Annotated in this window: 14 protein-coding genes; 7 read left to right on the forward strand and 7 right to left on the reverse strand. The window is 64.7% G+C overall.

Translation table 11 applies throughout. The features are described 5' to 3' along the window. Positions 1-261: 261 nt before the first annotated feature. Positions 262-2,079 carry a translational GTPase TypA gene (gene typA / locus H681_RS23055; RefSeq protein WP_015479307.1) on the reverse strand — a complete coding sequence of 606 codons (1,818 nt, stop codon included), beginning with the start codon at positions 2,077-2,079 and terminating at the stop codon, positions 262-264. Positions 2,080-2,249: 170 nt separating this feature from the next. Further along, entirely contained in the window at positions 2,250-3,704 is a 1,455-nt protein-coding gene (gene thiI / locus H681_RS23060) for a tRNA uracil 4-sulfurtransferase ThiI (protein WP_015479308.1), read from the reverse strand. A gap of 330 nt (positions 3,705-4,034) precedes the next feature. Between thiI and glnA the strand changes: the two genes are divergently transcribed. After that, a complete protein-coding gene (glnA, locus tag H681_RS23065) occupies positions 4,035-5,444 on the forward strand; it encodes a glutamate--ammonia ligase (RefSeq protein ID WP_015479309.1) in 1,410 nt (469 codons plus the stop codon). 193 nt (positions 5,445-5,637) lie between these two features. Here glnA and H681_RS23070 read toward each other — a convergent pair whose 3' ends face one another. Then, entirely contained in the window at positions 5,638-7,845 is a 2,208-nt protein-coding gene (locus H681_RS23070; protein ID WP_041712234.1) for a mechanosensitive ion channel family protein, read from the reverse strand. A gap of 194 nt (positions 7,846-8,039) precedes the next feature. Here H681_RS23070 and H681_RS23075 point away from each other — a divergent pair, with 194 nt between their 5' ends. From H681_RS23075 to ntrC, 4 genes are all read left to right on the forward strand, one after another. Further along, positions 8,040-8,585: a DUF4124 domain-containing protein gene (locus H681_RS23075; protein WP_015479311.1), complete on the forward strand. Its 546-nt coding sequence runs from the start codon at positions 8,040-8,042 to the stop codon at positions 8,583-8,585. Between the two features lie 2 nt (positions 8,586-8,587). Further along, positions 8,588-9,166 carry a DUF4124 domain-containing protein gene (locus H681_RS23080; protein WP_015479312.1) on the forward strand — a complete coding sequence of 193 codons (579 nt, stop codon included), beginning with the start codon at positions 8,588-8,590 and terminating at the stop codon, positions 9,164-9,166. 207 nt (positions 9,167-9,373) lie between these two features. Continuing rightward, a complete protein-coding gene (glnL, locus tag H681_RS23085) occupies positions 9,374-10,450 on the forward strand; it encodes a nitrogen regulation protein NR(II) (protein ID WP_015479313.1) in 1,077 nt (358 codons plus the stop codon). A 2-nt stretch (positions 10,451-10,452) separates the two neighbouring features. Then, on the forward strand, positions 10,453-11,883 hold the full coding sequence (ntrC, locus tag H681_RS23090) for a two-component system response regulator NtrC (RefSeq protein WP_015479314.1): 1,431 nt from the start codon (positions 10,453-10,455) through the stop codon (positions 11,881-11,883). A 440-nt stretch (positions 11,884-12,323) separates the two neighbouring features. Here the strand turns inward: ntrC and trmL are convergent, their stop codons facing one another. Beyond that, positions 12,324-12,785 carry a tRNA (uridine(34)/cytosine(34)/5-carboxymethylaminomethyluridine(34)-2'-O)-methyltransferase TrmL gene (gene trmL, locus H681_RS23095; protein ID WP_015479315.1) on the reverse strand — a complete coding sequence of 154 codons (462 nt, stop codon included), beginning with the start codon at positions 12,783-12,785 and terminating at the stop codon, positions 12,324-12,326. Here trmL and H681_RS23100 point away from each other — a divergent pair. Further along, positions 12,784-13,236, forward strand: coding sequence for a hypothetical protein (locus tag H681_RS23100; protein ID WP_041712236.1), 453 nt, complete (start codon positions 12,784-12,786; stop codon positions 13,234-13,236). The genes trmL and H681_RS23100 overlap by 2 nt on opposite strands. Before the next feature lie 691 nt (positions 13,237-13,927). On the opposite strand, the gene secB is transcribed toward H681_RS23100, so the two are convergent. Genes secB through H681_RS23115 form a run of 3 tightly spaced genes read right to left on the reverse strand, consistent with a single transcriptional unit; the run spans position 13,928 to position 15,123 of the window. Then, positions 13,928-14,407: a protein-export chaperone SecB gene (gene secB / locus H681_RS23105; protein ID WP_015479317.1), complete on the reverse strand. Its 480-nt coding sequence runs from the start codon at positions 14,405-14,407 to the stop codon at positions 13,928-13,930. Between the two features lie 37 nt (positions 14,408-14,444). Then, on the reverse strand, positions 14,445-14,699 hold the full coding sequence (gene grxC, locus H681_RS23110; protein WP_015479318.1) for a glutaredoxin 3: 255 nt from the start codon (positions 14,697-14,699) through the stop codon (positions 14,445-14,447). 1 nt (position 14,700) lies between these two features. Further along, positions 14,701-15,123: a rhodanese-like domain-containing protein gene (locus H681_RS23115; protein WP_015479319.1), complete on the reverse strand. Its 423-nt coding sequence runs from the start codon at positions 15,121-15,123 to the stop codon at positions 14,701-14,703. Positions 15,124-15,269: 146 nt separating this feature from the next. Here H681_RS23115 and gpmI point away from each other — a divergent pair, with 146 nt between their 5' ends. Then, the gene (gene gpmI / locus H681_RS23120; protein WP_015479320.1) at positions 15,270-16,805 is read left to right on the forward strand and encodes a 2,3-bisphosphoglycerate-independent phosphoglycerate mutase; all 1,536 of its coding nucleotides are present in this window, start codon (positions 15,270-15,272) and stop codon (positions 16,803-16,805) included. The last annotated feature ends 102 nt before the right edge of the window (positions 16,806-16,907 follow it).

The following is a 16,907-nucleotide window of genomic DNA, read 5'->3' on the forward strand; positions in this document are numbered from 1 at the left end:
CCGGACTCCCTGGCCTGCGTCCACGAACTCACAGCTTCACGACATCAGACGTCGCGACACCGCCTTGCGGCCACGCGAAGGGGAACTCCTCCCGGCGGGAAACGACTGTTCGCAGGAGCTAGCCTGCTCGCGAACCGCGTGGCGCCGGCGCTGCAGGGCAATCCGTTCGCGAGCAAGCTCGCGCCTACAGGGTGCCAGTTGTTGGCGGCAGGGCACAAAAAAGCCGGGCATAAGCCCGGCTTTTTCTCACTTCTGGTCGAATCAGACCTTGGCGCGCTCGTAGCGCTTGCGGTCGTTCTCGTTCAGCAGCTTCTTGCGCAGACGGATCGACTTCGGCGTCACTTCCACCAGCTCGTCATCGGCGATGAATTCCAGCGCCTGCTCCAGGGTGAAGCGGATCGGCGGAACCAGGGCGATGACTTCGTCCTTGCCCGAAGCGCGCATGTTATCGAGCTTCTTGCCTTTGGTGGGGTTGATCACCAGGTCGTTGTCGCGGCTGTTGATGCCGGCCAGCTGGCCTTCGTAGATCTCGTCGCCTGGGCCGAGGAACAGCTTGCCCCGGCTTTGCAGGGTTTCCAGCGAGTAGGTCAGCGCAGTGCCGGTGGCCATGGAGACCAGTACGCCGTTCTGACGGTTGGTCACTTCGCCGGCCTTGATCGGGCCGTAGTGGCTGAAGGTCGAGGTCAGGATGCCGGTGCCCGAGGTCAGGGTCAGGAAGTTGTTACGGAAGCCGATCAGGCCACGCGCCGGAATGGTGTATTCCAGGCGCACGCGGCCCTTGCCGTCGGGGATCATGTTGGTCAGATCGCCCTTGCGCAGGCCCATCTGCTCCATCACCGAGCCCTGGTTCTGCTCTTCGATGTCGATGGTGACGTTCTCGTAGGGCTCCTGCTTCTCGCCATCCTTCTCGATGATCACCACTTCCGGGCGGCCCACGGCCAGCTCGAAGCCTTCACGGCGCATGGTTTCGATCAGAACCGACAGGTGCAGCTCACCACGGCCGGAGACCTTGAACTTCTCCGGGGAATCGCCTTGCTCGACGCGCAGGGCCACGTTGTGCAGCAGTTCCTTGTCCAGACGGTCCTTGATGTTGCGGCTGGTGACGAACTTGCCTTCCTTGCCGGCGAACGGCGAGTCGTTGACCTGGAAGGTCATGCTCACGGTCGGCTGGTCGACGGTCAGCGGCGGGCGGGCTTCGACGTTCTGCGGGTCGCACAGGGTGTCGGAGATGAACAGCTCGTCCATGCCGGACACGCAGACGATGTCACCGGCTTCGGCTTCGGCGACTTCGATGCGCTGCAGGCCCGAGTGACCCATGATCTTCAGGATGCGGCCGTTGCGCTTGGTGCCGTCGTCGCTGATGGCCACGACCGGGGTGTTGGTCTTGACCTTGCCGCGGGCGATACGGCCGATGCCGATCACGCCGAGGAAGCTGTTGTAGTCCAGCTGGGAAATCTGCATCTGGAACGGGCCGTCGACGTCGACTTTCGGCGCCGGGACGTGGTCGATGATCGCCTGGAACAGCGCGTCCATGTTGTCGTCCATCTTCTCGTGGTCCATGCCGGCGATGCCGTTCAGGGCACTGGCGTAGACGATCGGGAAGTCCAGCTGCTCGTCGGTGGCGCCGAGGTTGTCGAACAGGTCGAAGATCTGGTCGATGACCCAGTCAGGACGCGCGCCCGGACGGTCGATCTTGTTCACCACGACGATCGGACGCAGGCCGGCCTTGAAGGCCTTCTGGGTCACGAAGCGGGTCTGCGGCATGGGGCCGTCCTGGGCGTCGACCACCAGCAGCACGGAGTCCACCATGGACATCACGCGCTCTACTTCACCGCCGAAGTCGGCGTGGCCGGGGGTGTCGACGATGTTGATGCTGTAGTCGTTCCACTTCAGCGCGGTGTTCTTCGCCAGGATGGTGATGCCACGCTCTTTTTCCTGGTCGTTGGAGTCCATCACGCGCTCGTTTTCCGCTTCTTTGCGGTCGAGGGTGCCGGACAGGCGCAGGAGCTTGTCTACGAGGGTGGTCTTGCCATGGTCGACGTGGGCGATGATGGCGATGTTGCGCAGTTTTTCGATCACAGTGTCAGTCTCGATAGTGAATCTTCGGCTGCCGTTTTCGGCAGCGGGGGCCGGGCCTTGGCGCGGCGGTGCAAAAGGTCAGGGCGTGAGCCTACGCACCGAATGTGTCGGGAGGTCGGTGGCGGATACTGCCGCCGAACAGTCCGGGCTGGCGGCGTTGGTCCGCGCCTTTATTGCGGACGGTAAACACGCACATTGGTGTGCCCTTCGTTGACCAGGTGGTGGGCGTGCAGGCGACTCATCACGCCCTTGTCGCAGTACAGGAGGTACTGGCGGTTGGGATCCAGTTCCTTGAACTTGCTGTTGATCGCGTAGAACGGCATAGGCAGCACTTCGATGCCTTCGAGCGCCAGCGGTTCATCTTCCTGGGCATCCGGGTGACGGATGTCCACCACGATCTGGCCCGGCAGCACTTCGTCGACCATTTCCACCGGCAGGTCCTTGCCCAGTTCGTCGATCACGCGGTCGACGGTCATCTGGGTGGAGCGCTCCAGGGCGCGGTCGAGCACGGCCATGTCGAACTTGGTTTCTTCGTGGTCGACGCGGTAAGGCTTGGCCTGGGTGGTCGGGTTCACCGAGATCACGCCGCAGTATTCGGGCATGTGCTTGGCGAACTCGGCGGTGCCGATCCGGGTCGCGGTGTCGATGATGTCCTGCTTGTGGCTGACGATCAGCGGACGCAGCACCAGGGTATCGGTCACCCGGTCGATCACCGAGAGGTTCGGCAGGGTCTGGCTGGACACCTGGGAGATCGCCTCGCCGGTCACCAGGGCGTTCAGCTCCAGGCGCTCGGCCACGCGGCTGGCGGCGCGCAGCATCATGCGCTTGAGGGTCACGCCCATGTAGCTGTCGTCGACCTTGGTGAGAATCTCGCCGACCACTTCCTCGAAGGGCACGCTGACGAACAGCACGCGCTGGGAACGGCCGTACTTCTCCCACAGGTAGTGCGCGACTTCCATCACGCCCAGTTCGTGGGCGCGGCCGCCGAGGTTGAAGAACACGAAGTGGCTGATCATGCCGCGGCGCATCATCTGGTAGGCCGCCACGGTGGAGTCGAAGCCGCCGGACATCAGCACCAGCACCTGCTCCAGCGCGCCCAGCGGGTAGCCGCCGAGGCCTTCGTGCTGGGCATGGATCACGTACAGGCGGTCGTAGCGGATTTCCACCCGTACCTGCACTTCCGGGTTCTTCAGCGACACGCCCGCAGCGCCGCACTGCTGGCGCAGGCCACCGCCGACGTAACGCTCGACGTCGATGGAGGTGAACGGGTGCTTGCCGGCGCGCTTGCAGCGCATGGAGAAGATCTTGCCCGGCAGCTTGTCGGCGAAGTGCAGCTTGCACTTCTCCAGAATGTCGTCGAAGTCGCCCAGCGGGTATTCGTGCACTTCCAGGAAGTGGCCGATGCCCGGCGTGCAGCTCAGGCGCTCGATCATCTCGCGCAGGACCTTGGGGTCGGTGACCTTGGTCTCGACGTCCAGGTTGTCCCACTCGCCTTCCACCAGCAGCTCGGGATCGAGGTCGCGGAGCACCGTGCGAATGTTCTTCGCCAGCTGGCGGATGAAGCGCTTGCGCACCGGCCGGCTCTTGATGGTGATTTCCTGGAAGACCTTGACGATGAGTTTCATGCGGACCGGGCGATTGCAATGGGACGGAAAAAAAGGGGCAAGATTATATCCGAAATTGCTCAAGACTTGAGCAGAAATCGGAGACTTTCTTTTGGGCGCACCAAAATGGACTGACGCACCACAATGAAGCACTAAAACGGTGCACAATTACCCGGTAATTCCTGGTCGCACTCGCCGAAGCCCCGCAAATCAGCGGTTCTGCACGATTACGGGCACTGGCACGCAACTTGCTCCCTTGTGAGGCAGGTTGCCCTGACGGAGTATTCCGGCCGGCATCACCCGATCCTGGGGCACAGAAGTTCCCAGCTCTAATCCCTCCTGGAGGACAGCATGTCGTACAAGTCGCAACAACTGATCAAAGATCATGACGTGAAGTGGGTTGACCTGCGCTTCACCGATACCAAAGGCAAGCAGCAACACGTCACCATGCCGGCCCGCGACGCGCTGGACGATGACTTCTTCGAAGCCGGCAAGATGTTCGACGGCTCCTCCATCGAAGGCTGGAAGGGCATCGAAGCCTCCGACATGATCCTGCTGCCGGACGACAGCACCGCCGTGCTCGACCCGTTCACCGAAGAGCCGACCCTGATCCTGGTCTGCGACATCATTGAGCCGAGCACCATGCAGGGCTACGAGCGCGACCCGCGCAACATCGCCAAGCGCGCCGAGGAATACCTGAAGTCCACCGGTATCGGTGACACCGTATTCGTCGGCCCGGAGCCGGAGTTCTTCATCTTCGACGAAGTGAAGTTCAAGTCCGACATCTCCGGCTCGATGTTCAAGATCTACTCCGAGCAGGCTTCCTGGAACACCGACGCCGACATCGAAAGCGGCAACAAGGGCCACCGTCCGGGCGTGAAAGGCGGCTACTTCCCGGTACCGCCGGTCGACCACGACCACGAAATCCGTACCGCCATGTGTAATGCCATGGAAGAAATGGGCCTGGTCATCGAAGTTCACCACCACGAAGTGGCGACTGCCGGCCAGAACGAAATCGGCGTGCAGTTCAACACCCTGGTGAAGAAGGCCGACGAAGTCCAGACCCTGAAGTACTGCATCCACAACGTTGCCGACGCCTACGGCAAGACCGTGACCTTCATGCCGAAGCCGCTGTACGGCGACAACGGCTCGGGCATGCACGTGCACATGTCCATCTCGAAAGACGGCAAGAACACCTTCGCCGGTGAAGGTTATGCCGGCCTGTCCGAGACCGCCCTGTACTTCATCGGCGGCATCATCAAGCACGGCAAGGCCCTGAACGGCTTCACCAACCCGGCCACCAACTCCTACAAGCGTCTGGTTCCGGGCTTCGAAGCCCCGGTCATGCTGGCCTACTCCGCCCGTAACCGTTCCGCCTCGATCCGTATTCCGTACGTGTCCAGCCCGAAAGCCCGCCGCATCGAAGCGCGCTTCCCGGACCCGGCTGCCAACCCGTACCTGTGCTTCGCCGCGCTGCTGATGGCCGGCCTGGACGGCATCCAGAACAAGATTCACCCCGGCGATGCCGCCGACAAGAACCTGTACGACCTGCCGCCGGAAGAGGCGAAGGAAATCCCGCAGGTTTGCGGCAGCCTGAAAGAGGCGCTGGAAGAACTCGACAAGGGCCGTGCGTTCCTGACCAAGGGCGGCGTGTTCACCGACGAGTTCATCGATGCCTACATCGAGCTGAAGTCGGAAGAAGAGATCAAGGTGCGCACCTTCGTGCACCCGCTGGAATACGACCTGTACTACAGCGTCTGATCCACGAATACCTATATAAATAGCGTCAGCATTAAGGCCTCCTTCGGGAGGCCTTTTTTATGGACTCAGGAAAGCTGGCACCCGATATTTTGTAGGAGCGAGCTTGCTCGCGAACCGACCCAGCACCGGTGCCGTCGGGTAATCCGTTCGCGAGCAAGCTCGCTCCTACGAAGAGCAGCGCCGCGAAGCGGAATCAGATCCCGCCGTCTACTGGCACGCCCTGCTCCTCGTCGTCCTCGCGCTGCGAGGTGCGCATCCGCGAGAGCTGCACATTCAGCCGCGGCATCGACAGTTCGAGGCCCGCCTTGTCCAGCTTCTGGCGCAGGCGCAGGTTGAAGGCGCGCTGCACTTCCCACTGGCGGATCGGCGCGGTCTTCAGGCGGAAGCGGAGGATCGCCTGGCCGTTGTCGAAACTCTCCACACCCTGCATTTCTAGGGCCGACCACATGGCGCGGCTGATGGTGCGGTCGCCACGCAGGTCGCGAGTGACCTCATGGACCAGCGCCACCGCATCGTCGATCGGCATGCTGGCCGGCACCGGCCAGCGGAACATCGCGTAGCCGAACTCCCGCGAGTAGTTCTTGATGCTCTTGATCTCGCTGAAGGGGATGGTGTGCACCACGCCGTCCAGGTCACGCAGGCGCACGGTACGGATGGTCAGGCCCTCGACGGTGCCGAGGTGGCCGCCGACATCCACGTAGTCGTCGATGGACAGCGAGTCCTCGATGATGATGAACAGGCCGGTGATCAGGTCCGCCACCAGCGATTGCGCGCCGAAGCCGATGGCCAGGCCGATCACGCCCGCGCCCGCCAGCAGCGGGGTGACGTTCATGCCCATGTTGGCCAGGGCGACGATCAGCGCGATCACCGCGATGGTCACGAACAGCACGTTGCGGATCAACGGCAGCATGGTCAGCGCGCGGGTATTGCTGCGGTTCTTGCCGCCCAGGCCGAGGCTGTGCTGGATCGCCGTGTCGGCCAGGATCCACACCAGCCAGGCCACCAGCAGGGTGGTGCCGAAGCTGATCAGCTTCATGCTGATGGCCGCCCCGTCGCCCTCGGTGAAGCGGATCAGCGACATGCCCCAGACGCGCAGGCCGATCTCCAGGAACACCAGCAGGTTGGCGATGTGCAGCAGGGTGTAGGCGAAGTTCTGCAGTTGCTCGACATAGGGCGCACTGCGGCGGCTGCCGTGGCGCGAGGAACGCAGGTGGGCGCGGCGGATCAGGCCGTTGACGGTCATCGCCAGCACCGCGATCAGCGCGCACAGCAGGGCACGGCGCAGGGCATAGGTGCTGTCGCCGGCGGTGACCACGGTGGCGAACAGGGAGATGCCCACCAGTACCAGTATCGGCAGGAACCACAACGACCCCACCAGTTCGACCAGGTCATGCAGGCCACGGCGCTTGATGCGGCGCTCCAGCGGCTGGTTGCGGATCAGGTGGGCGACCGGCCGGCGGAACTGCAGGACGAACAGCGCAGTGGACAGTGCCGCGAAGATGTTCGCCAGCGAGCCGACGCAGAGGGCGATGCTCTGGCCGAGGCTTTCGATCACGCGCGGGTCGTGCATCACCTCGCCCAGCGAGGCCAGGCTGCCGATCAGCCACAACGGGCGGAAGGCGCGGCGCCGCAGGATATCCAGCGCGCGCATGCGATGCGGGCCGCTGAGCAGCGACAGGGAGATCACGCACAACGCGGAGAACAGTGTGCCGCACACCAGCACGTAAGCCATCACCATCGCCAGCAGCTTGCCCAGGGAACTGGGCAGTACCACCGACAGGTAGACGGTGATCAGGAACGCCACCAGCCAGGGGCCGAGCTTGCGCAGGGCGAACAGCAACAGGTCGCGGGTCTTGGGGTGCTGGGGGAGCTCGCCGGCGAGGCCGAAGCGATCCTGCATGCGCCGCGCCACCCAGCGCAACCCCAGGGCCACGCAGGCCCAGAGCAGGATCACCAGGGCGAAGTCGAAGAGCATGCCCGACCATTCCTGCCAGGAAGGGATGCGCGCCCCCAACTCCTCGCGGGCCTGGCTGAACAAGGCGCTCCAGCGCAACACAGGGCTGTTGGCACCTTCGAACTGTTTCTCCAGGCTGCCCAGGGTGTCGCCGATCAACCCCAGCACGCCGCCCTGCTCGTCCGCGCTTTTCTTGCTCGCATCGCGCAGTTGCTTGAGCTTCTTCAGCAGGTCGGCCCGCTGCTGGTCGTTCTCCAGCGTCTTGATCACCTGGTCCAGCGACTGCTGCAACTGCGCCTCGCTGATCTGCTCGCTGCCTCCCGTCACGCCGGCCAACGGGCCCGGCAGTGCCGCCAGCGCGGGGCCGGCAAGCAGCAGGCCGGCACTCAGGCAGCACAGCAGCAGGCACTGACGGAAACAGGAACGGAGCAGGTCGGTCACAGGCACACCCCAAGGCAGATATAGGAACGCTCGCAGGCATCATACAGAGGACGCGAACCGGCAATGGACTGCGGTGCCGCATGAAAGGTCCATCGGCGAGCGGCAGCGCACACTGTGAGCTGCCATGCTGAATCACAATAGGCAACTTGCCAGCCGTCGTCGGCAATGCAAGGCTTTGCACGACCATCCGGAGATCGCCCATGCGCCTGATCCTCACCGCCCTGCTGCTCGCCGCCGCGTTGCCAGCCAGTGCGCAGATCTACAAGTACACCGACGCCAACGGCAAGACGGTGTTCACCAACCAGCCGCCGAGCAACGTCGGCGCGCAGCCGGTGCAGTTGCCACCCACCAACACCGTCACCCCGCAGGTACCGGTGAACACCGGCGAAGAGAGCGGCACCGCCGAATCGCAGAGCGCCTATGCCATCCTCGCGCTGAGCAACCTGCCCACCGACGAAGCCCTGCGCGTCAACAACGGCACCTTCGTCGTCGACGTCGTGGTGCAGCCGGCCCTGGCGGCCGATCACCAGTTGCAGCTGCTGCTCGACGGCCAGCCTTACGGCGCCCCGACCCGCTCCACCAGCATCGGCCTGGAAAGCATCGACCGCGGCGATCACACCCTCGCCGTCCAGGTCCTGCAGGGCAGCCAGGTGATCCAGAGCAGCCCGCCGGTGAGTTTCACCCTGCAGCGCATCAGCACCAACAGCCCGGCGCGCCCCCACGTCCGCCCCAGGCCGGGCAACTGAACATGCGCCATCTGGTGATACTCCTGTTGTCGGCGCTCTGCTGCCTGTCGGCCAGCGCCGAGGTCTACACCTACATCGACAAGGACGGCAACCGCGTCTTCACCGACCAGCCGCCGCGCGGCAACGCGCAGAAGCTGCAGCTCGCACCACCCAACGCCATGCCGAACCTGCCCAACGGCGTGCGGATGCCACCGCCGCTCTACGCGCCGGCCACGCCGGCATTGCCGCCGGGGCCGCCCGCCTACCAGTTGCTGCGCATCCTCGTGCCGGAGCCCGATGCCACCGTGCGGGCCAATGACGGTGCGCTGATCGTCTCCGCCACCAGCGACCCGGCCCTGCTGCCCGGCCACCTGTACCGCCTGCTGCTCGACGGCAAGCCGGTGGGCGAACCCGGCCGCAGCCCGGTGTTCCCGCTGAGCAACATCGATCGCGGCACCCACCAGCTGTCGGTGGAAATCATCGACACCCTCGGCCGCACCATCGAGCAGACGCCCAATCAGCCCTTCCACATGTTCCGCGTCTCGGTGGCCGATTCAGCGGTCCCGGATACCACCCGCCAGCTCAGCGCCGCCAGTCGCTGACGGCGGCGTGCGACCCGGCACAAACGCACCATATCGGTGCATTGGCCTGCACCACTTTCTATACTCTCCCCATTTCAGGTCACTTCCTTCGGCCCGATTGCCCGCCTGCGCACCACAAATCAGCCCCAGGCGCCGAAATACGCGACCTTTGAGGGCCTGGTTTGCTTTTTGCATTTTCCCGCACAGTCTTGGGACATTCCTTACGCCATGCCTACAGAAACCCAGCTCCGCCTGTTGCTCGACAACCTCACCACGGCGGTGATCCTGCTCAACGCCGAGCTGCGCCTGGAGTACATGAACCCGGCGGCGGAAATGCTCCTGGCGGTCAGCGGGCAGCGCAGCCACGGCCAGTTCATCAGCGAACTGTTCACCGAATCGCCCGAGGCGCTGCACTCGCTGCGCCAGGCGGTGGAAGAGGCGCACCCCTTCACCAAGCGCGAAGCGAGCCTGACCTCGCTGACCGGTCAGAGCATCACCGTGGACTACGCGGTGACGCCGATCCTCGACCGCCGCGACACCCTGCTGCTGCTGGAAGTCCACCCGCGTGACCGGCTGCTGCGGATCACCAAGGAAGAGGCGCAACTGTCCAAGCAGGAAACCACCAAGCTGCTGGTGCGCGGCCTGGCCCACGAGATCAAGAACCCGCTGGGCGGCATTCGCGGCGCAGCGCAGTTGCTGTCCCGCGAGCTGCCGGACGAGTCGCTCAAGGACTACACCAACGTCATCATCGAAGAGGCCGACCGCCTGCGGAACCTGGTGGACCGCATGCTCGGCTCGAACAAGCTGCCGCAGCTCTCGGTGACCAACGTCCACGAGGTGCTGGAACGCGTCTGCAGCCTGGTGGAGGCCGAGACCCAGGGCAGCATCCCGCTGGTGCGCGACTACGACCCGAGCATTCCCGACCTGCTGATCGACCGTGAGCAGATGATCCAGGCGGTGCTCAACATCGTGCGCAACGCCATGCAGGCGATTTCAGCGCAGAACGAACTCAAGCTGGGGCGCATCACCCTGCGCACCCGCACCCTGCGTCAGTTCACCATCGGCCACACGCGCCATCGCCTGGTGTGCAAGGTGGAGATCATCGACAACGGCCCCGGCATCCCGGCCGAACTGCAGGACACCATCTTCTATCCCATGGTCAGCGGCCGCGCCGACGGCACCGGCCTTGGCCTCGCCATTACCCAGAACATCATCAGCCAGCACCAGGGCTTGATCGAATGCGACAGCCATCCGGGCCACACCGTATTCAGTCTGTTCCTGCCCCTGGAACAAGGAGTCCATTGACCATGAGCCGATCAGAGACTGTCTGGATCGTCGACGACGACCGCTCCATCCGCTGGGTACTGGAAAAGGCCCTGCAACAGGAAGGCATGACCACGCTCAGCTTCGACAGCGCCGACAGCGTGATGAGCCGCCTCGGCCGCCAGCACCCGGACGTGATCATCTCCGACATCCGCATGCCCGGCGCCAGCGGCCTGGACCTGCTGGCGCAGATCCGCGAACTGCACCCGCGCCTGCCGGTGATCATCATGACCGCGCATTCCGACCTGGACAGCGCCGTGGCCTCCTACCAGGGCGGCGCCTTCGAGTACCTGCCCAAGCCCTTCGACGTCGACGAAGCCGTCTCCCTGGTCAAGCGCGCCAACCAGCACGCCCAGGAGCAGCAGGGCCTGGAAGCACCGGCCAACCAGGCGCGCACCCCGGAGATCATCGGCGAGGCGCCGGCCATGCAGGAGGTGTTCCGCGCCATCGGTCGCCTCTCCCACTCCAACATCACCGTGCTGATCAACGGCGAGTCGGGTACCGGCAAGGAGCTGGTCGCCCACGCCCTGCACCGCCACAGCCCGCGCGCAACCTCGCCGTTCATCGCGTTGAACATGGCGGCGATCCCCAAGGACCTGATGGAGTCCGAGCTGTTCGGCCACGAGAAAGGCGCCTTCACCGGCGCGGCCAACCAGCGCCGCGGCCGCTTCGAGCAGGCCGACGGCGGCTCGCTGTTCCTCGACGAGATCGGCGACATGCCGGCCGACACCCAGACCCGCCTGCTGCGTGTGCTGGCCGACGGCGAGTTCTACCGCGTGGGTGGCCACACCCCGGTGAAGGTGGACGTGCGGATCATCGCCGCAACGCACCAGAACCTGGAAAACCTGGTGCGCGAGGGCAAGTTCCGCGAGGACCTGTTCCACCGCCTCAACGTCATCCGCGTACACATCCCGCGCCTGGCCGATCGCCGCGAGGACATCCCCGCGCTGGCCCGGCACTTCCTCTCCCGCGCGGCGCAGGAGCTGGCGGTGGAGCCCAAGCTGCTCAAGCCGGAAACCGAGGAATACCTGAGGAACCTCGGCTGGCCGGGCAACGTGCGCCAGTTGGAGAACACCTGCCGCTGGATCACCGTCATGGCGTCCGGTCGTGAGGTGCACATCGACGACCTGCCGCCGGAACTGCTGACCCAGCCACAGGACAGCCCGCCCGCCGCCAACTGGGAGCAGGCCTTGCGCCATTGGGCCGACCAGGCACTGGGGCGCGGCCAATCCAGCCTGCTGGACATCGCCGTGCCGGCCTTCGAGCGGATCATGATCGAGACCGCCCTCAAGCACACCGCCGGCCGCCGCCGCGATGCCGCCGTGCTGCTGGGCTGGGGGCGCAATACCCTGACCCGCAAGATCAAGGAACTGGGCATGAAGATCGACGGCCCGGACGAGGATGGCGAGGACTGAGGTCCTGCGATGGGAAAGGGGCCGCAAGGCCCCTTTTTCTATTCAAGGCTCCCCTAGGGCGCATAACCCGCAACGGGCTATGCGCCGTGATGGCGGCCAGGTACGTGCCGCCCTTGTAGGAGCGAGCTTGCTCGCGAACCGCCTCAGCACTGGTGTTGCCGGCTAGCACGTTCGCGAGCAAGCTCGCTCCTACAGAAAGCAGGTCGGTGCAGTCACACGCCCGCAACATCCATCCCCAAAACCTGTGGATAACACTGTGCACGGAACGGGGAAGGAACGTGCTACAGCCCAGAGCACGCGCGGTCTGCGGGTTTGCGTGGTTTCTGTGCAGGAATTCTCGTCTTGCCCACATCCGCTGTGCGCCCGCTTGTGGATAAGCTTGGGGCAAGCCGCTGCACTCCCCGCCCCGCGCGGCTTTGCGCGGATCGATCGAAAAACGCTCAGTCCATGCCGAAGCCGTTCTGACGCCAGGCCTCATAGACCGCCACCGCCACGGTGTTGGACAGGTTCAGGCTGCGGCAGCCAGGGCGCATCGGCAGGCGCACGCGCTGTTTCGGCGGCAGCGCTTCGCGCACCTCTTCCGGCAGGCCGCGGCTCTCCGGGCCGAACAGGAATGCGTCGCCACGCTCGTACGCCACCTCGTGGAACGGCTGCGAGCCCTTGGTGGTGAAGGCGAACACACGTGGATGGCCCAGTTGCTCCAGGCATTCCTCCAGGCTCGCGTAGCGGCGCACGCTGGCGTACTCGTGGTAATCCAGCCCGGCGCGGCGCAGGCGCTTGTCGTCCAGCTCGAAGCCCAGCGGCTCGATCAGGTGCAGGCTGCAACCCGCATTGGCGCACAGCCTGATAATGTTGCCGGTGTTGGGGGGGATTTCCGGTTGAAAAAGGATCACGTGGAACATGCAGCGCTCCGAGCCTGAGAACGGCGGGCATTCTACCCCCGCACAGGCGCAAATGCGGCCCAGGCCGTGGCTGAAGGTGATGCTTTCGCTGTGCGTGCTGGGCCTGCTCGTCGGCCTGATGATCGGCCGCCTGGTGGATTCGCCAGCCGAAGGGCCTGCGGAGATTCTCGCCATCGCGCCGGCGGCGGATGGCCTGCTCATCACGCTGAACGCGCAACCGACGGTACACGCCGGCCATCTGGAAGGCGCCCTGGCGCTGCGGATTGAAGCCCGAGGCAACCCCCGGCAAGGACAGCTGCGGATCGGCGACGCGCCGGTGCGCTGGCAAGTGGAGGCGCAGGGGAACACCGTGCTGCTGACCCTGCTGTCGACCCGGCGCCTGCAAGGCAGTTGGGACAGCGCCGAAGCGGACGGCCAATGGCACCTGAAGGTCAGGGCACGCCCGGAATGAAAGCGGGGTGTCCCCGGCCGGCCTGGTCCGGGGCCCCGAAGCGGGATGCAGGCCCTCCACCGGGACGGCCGCTGGCATAAAAGGGGGGCTTACCCGGCCTGCCTGTACCAGGACCCCCAAACCGGTTGCGACGGCCGCTGCTTCTAGCGGCGCATTCACGGGGTGTAAAAGAGGGGTTCCCCAGCCTGCCTGTACCGAGGCCCCTGAAATCGCTGTTGTCAGGGGTATTGCAGAGGGCGTGCCAAGATGGCCCCTTGTGTCGGACAGCACCTCGGCTGACCGCCTGAAAGCCAGTAACGACGGGGCTTCCGGCGGATTTCCAAGAGCCCGTGAGCACACAGCGGAGCGGCCAATACCGAGGCTGCAGACCGCCACCCGCCTGCGCCCCTCTAGTGCGCACGCACCAAACTTGAACGCCGCGCGGCTGCGCTTTTCCTGTAGGAGCGAGCTTGCTCGCGAACAGCCGGTGTCCGCAGGCACTTGGAAAAGCGGTTCGCGAGCAAGCTCGCTCCTACGAAGAGCATGAGGCTTACTCACAGCATTCCTGAGCAACTGCGGGAACAGTCTGTGGATAAATGCGCGGAACCGAAGGGGCACATGGCATGCGCGAGAACGATCAAAAATTGACCAAACAAAGCGCCAGACAAAGAAAAAGGCGCCCGTAGGCGCCTTTGTCGTGCGGCGTCAGTGCTTACTGGGCCGGGATCTCGCCGGAAGCCTGCATGCGGGCGATTTCCTGCGCGTACAGCGCATCGAAGTTCACCGGGGACAGCATCAGCGCCGGGAAGGAGCCGCGCACCACCAGGCTGTCGAGGGTTTCGCGGGCGTAGGGGAAGAGGATGTTCGGGCAGAAGGCGCCAAGGGTGTGGCTCATGCTGGAAGCGTCCAGGCCCTTGATCAGGAAGATACCGGCCTGCTGCACTTCGGCGATGAAGGCGGTTTCTTCGCCGTTCTTCACGGTCACCGAAACGGTCAGGACCACTTCGTAGAAGTCGCCGTCCAGTTGCTTCTGACGGGTGTTGAGGTCCATCGAAATGCTCGGCTGCCACTCCTGACGGAAGATTTCCGGAGCCTTGGGCGCTTCGAAGGAGATGTCGCGGATATAGATGCGCTGCAGCGAGAACTGCGGATTGCTGTCTTGCTCGGCGGCGCCGTTGGCTTGTTCAGTCATTTCGAGACCTTCTTGTGCATCGTTTCAGGATTGGGGATCACGCCGTGAGCAGCGTATCCAGCTTGCCCGCGCGTTCCAGCGCGTAGAGATCGTCGCAGCCGCCGACGTGGGTTGCGTCGATCCAGATCTGTGGCACCGAGGTGCGGCCCGCCTTGCTGGCCATCTCGGCGCGCACGCCCGGCTTGCCGTCCACCGAGATCTCCTGGTAGGCGACGCCCTTGCGGTCCAGCAGGGCCTTGGCGCGGATGCAATAAGGGCACCACGCACTGGTGTAGATCAAGATCGACGGCATCTCACTTCACCAGGGGCAGGTTGTCGCCACGCCAGCTGCCGATGCCGCCGGACAGCTTGGCAGCGGTGAAACCGGCCTTCTGCAGCACGCTGCACCAGGTGCCCGCGTGCTGGCCCATGCCGTCGACCACGATGATGGTCTTGGCCTTGTGTTTGTCCAGCTCGGAAAGGCGCGCGTTCAGTTTGTCCGCCGGGATATTCAGCGCATCGACGATGTGGCCGGCGGAGAACTCCTTGGTCGGGCGGATATCGAGGACCACGGCCTGCTCGGCGTTCACCAGAGCGGTCAGCTCGCGGGTCGACAAGGCACGGCCGCCCTTGCGCATTTCATGCAGGGCCAGCAGCACCAGCAGTACGACCAGGGCACCCACCAGCAGGTAGTGGTTGGTGGCAAATTCGATCAGACGAGGGAGGAACGAGGACATGGCACAGGACATCCAGACGTAAAAATGCCGGCCAGTATACACGCGCGTATCTGACGGCTGAACCCTGCGGATCATGGCGTCTGTCGGCACCAATCGGTAAAATGTCGGTCCTTTTCTGACCCCTATTCTCGGAAAGAGCCGTACCTATGACTGCAACGCCCAAACCGCTGGTCCTGATCATTCTGGACGGCTTCGGCCATAGCGATAGCCCGGAATACAACGCCATCTACGCCGCCAGGAAGCCCAACTGGGACCGCCTGCTGGCCAGCCAGCCGAACGGCCTGATCTCCGGCTCGGGCATGGACGTCGGCCTGCCCGACGGCCAGATGGGCAATTCCGAGGTAGGCCACATGAACCTGGGCGCCGGCCGTGTCGTCTACCAGGACTTCACCCGCGTCACCAAGGCCATCCGCGACGGCGAGTTCTTCCAGAACCCGGTGCTGACCGGCGCCGTCGACAAGGCCGTCGGCGCCGGCAAGGCGGTGCACATCCTCGGCCTGCTCTCCGACGGCGGCGTACACAGCCACCAGGACCACCTGGTCGCCATGGCCGAACTGACCGCCCAGCGCGGCGCGCAGAACATCTACCTGCACGCCTTCCTCGATGGCCGCGACACCCCGCCCAGGAGCGCCGAGCCATCGCTGAAGCTGCTCGACGACGCCTTCGCCCGCATCGGCAAGGGCCGCACCGCCAGCATCATCGGCCGCTACTTCGCAATGGACCGCGACAACCGCTGGGACCGCGTCGAAGCCGCCTACAACCTGATCACCGAAGGCGCCGCCGACTACACCGCCGACACCGCCGTGGGCGCGCTGAACGCCGCCTATGAGCGCGGCGAGAGCGACGAGTTCGTCAAGGCCACCCGCATCGGCGCACAGGTGCGCGTGGAAGACGGCGACGCCGTGATCTTCATGAACTTCCGCGCCGACCGCGCCCGCGAGCTGTCGCGCGCCTTCGTCGAGCCGGGCTTCAAGGAGTTCCCGCGCCAGCGCGAGCTGAAGCTGGCCGAGTACGTGATGCTCACCCAGTACGCGGCCGGCATCCCGGCGCCCAGCGCGTTCAAGCCCGAATCCCTGGACAACGTCCTGGGCGAGTACCTGGCCAGGAACGGCAAGACCCAGCTGCGCATCGCCGAGACAGAGAAATACGCCCACGTGACCTTCTTCTTCTCCGGCGGCCGCGAAGAGCCGTTCGAAGGCGAAGAACGCATCCTCATCCCTTCGCCCAAGGTCGCCACCTATGACGTGCAGCCGGAGATGAGCGCGCCGGAAGTCACCGACAGGATCGTCGACGCCATCGAGAACCAGCGTTTCGACGTGATCATCGTCAACTACGCCAACGGCGACATGGTCGGCCACACCGGCGTGTTCGAAGCCGCGGTGAAGGCCGTCGAGTGCCTGGATACCTGCGTCGGTCGGATCGTCGAGGCGCTGGACAAGGTCGGCGGCGAAGCCCTGATCACCGCCGACCACGGCAACGTCGAGCAGATGGAAGACGTCATGACCGGCCAGGCGCACACCGCGCACACCTGCGAACCGGTGCCGTTCGTCTATGTCGGCAAGCGCAAGCTGAGCATCCGCGAGGGCGGCGTGCTGGCCGACGTGGCGCCGACCCTGCTGACCCTGATGGGTCTGGAACAGCCCAAGGAGATGACCGGCAAGTCGATCGTCACCCTGCTGTAAGGTGTCGATTTGACGGGAACGTGAGCCAGCTCCCGCCGGTCAGAGGAAACGCCCCGGACCACGCGGTCTTGGGGCGTTTTTTTTAACGCCCGCCACGGGCAT

Origin of the sequence: Pseudomonas sp. ATCC 13867 (genome assembly GCF_000349845.1) — a bacterium.
Taxonomy (GTDB): Bacteria; Pseudomonadota; Gammaproteobacteria; order Pseudomonadales; family Pseudomonadaceae; genus Pseudomonas.

Coding starts and splice junctions, on each gene's coding strand:
- trmL (WP_015479315.1), bottom strand. CDS start 12,785: ATGTTCCACGTGATCCTTTTTCAACCGGAAATCCCCCCCAACACCGGC.
- grxC (WP_015479318.1), bottom strand. CDS start 14,699: ATGCCGTCGATCTTGATCTACACCAGTGCGTGGTGCCCTTATTGCATC.
- glnL (WP_015479313.1), top strand. CDS start 9,374: ATGCCTACAGAAACCCAGCTCCGCCTGTTGCTCGACAACCTCACCACG.
- H681_RS23100 (WP_041712236.1), top strand. CDS start 12,784: ATGCAGCGCTCCGAGCCTGAGAACGGCGGGCATTCTACCCCCGCACAG.
- H681_RS23080 (WP_015479312.1), top strand. CDS start 8,588: ATGCGCCATCTGGTGATACTCCTGTTGTCGGCGCTCTGCTGCCTGTCG.
- glnA (WP_015479309.1), top strand. CDS start 4,035: ATGTCGTACAAGTCGCAACAACTGATCAAAGATCATGACGTGAAGTGG.
- H681_RS23075 (WP_015479311.1), top strand. CDS start 8,040: ATGCGCCTGATCCTCACCGCCCTGCTGCTCGCCGCCGCGTTGCCAGCC.
- H681_RS23115 (WP_015479319.1), bottom strand. CDS start 15,123: ATGTCCTCGTTCCTCCCTCGTCTGATCGAATTTGCCACCAACCACTAC.
- ntrC (WP_015479314.1), top strand. CDS start 10,453: ATGAGCCGATCAGAGACTGTCTGGATCGTCGACGACGACCGCTCCATC.
- gpmI (WP_015479320.1), top strand. CDS start 15,270: ATGACTGCAACGCCCAAACCGCTGGTCCTGATCATTCTGGACGGCTTC.
- secB (WP_015479317.1), bottom strand. CDS start 14,407: ATGACTGAACAAGCCAACGGCGCCGCCGAGCAAGACAGCAATCCGCAG.
- thiI (WP_015479308.1), bottom strand. CDS start 3,704: ATGAAACTCATCGTCAAGGTCTTCCAGGAAATCACCATCAAGAGCCGG.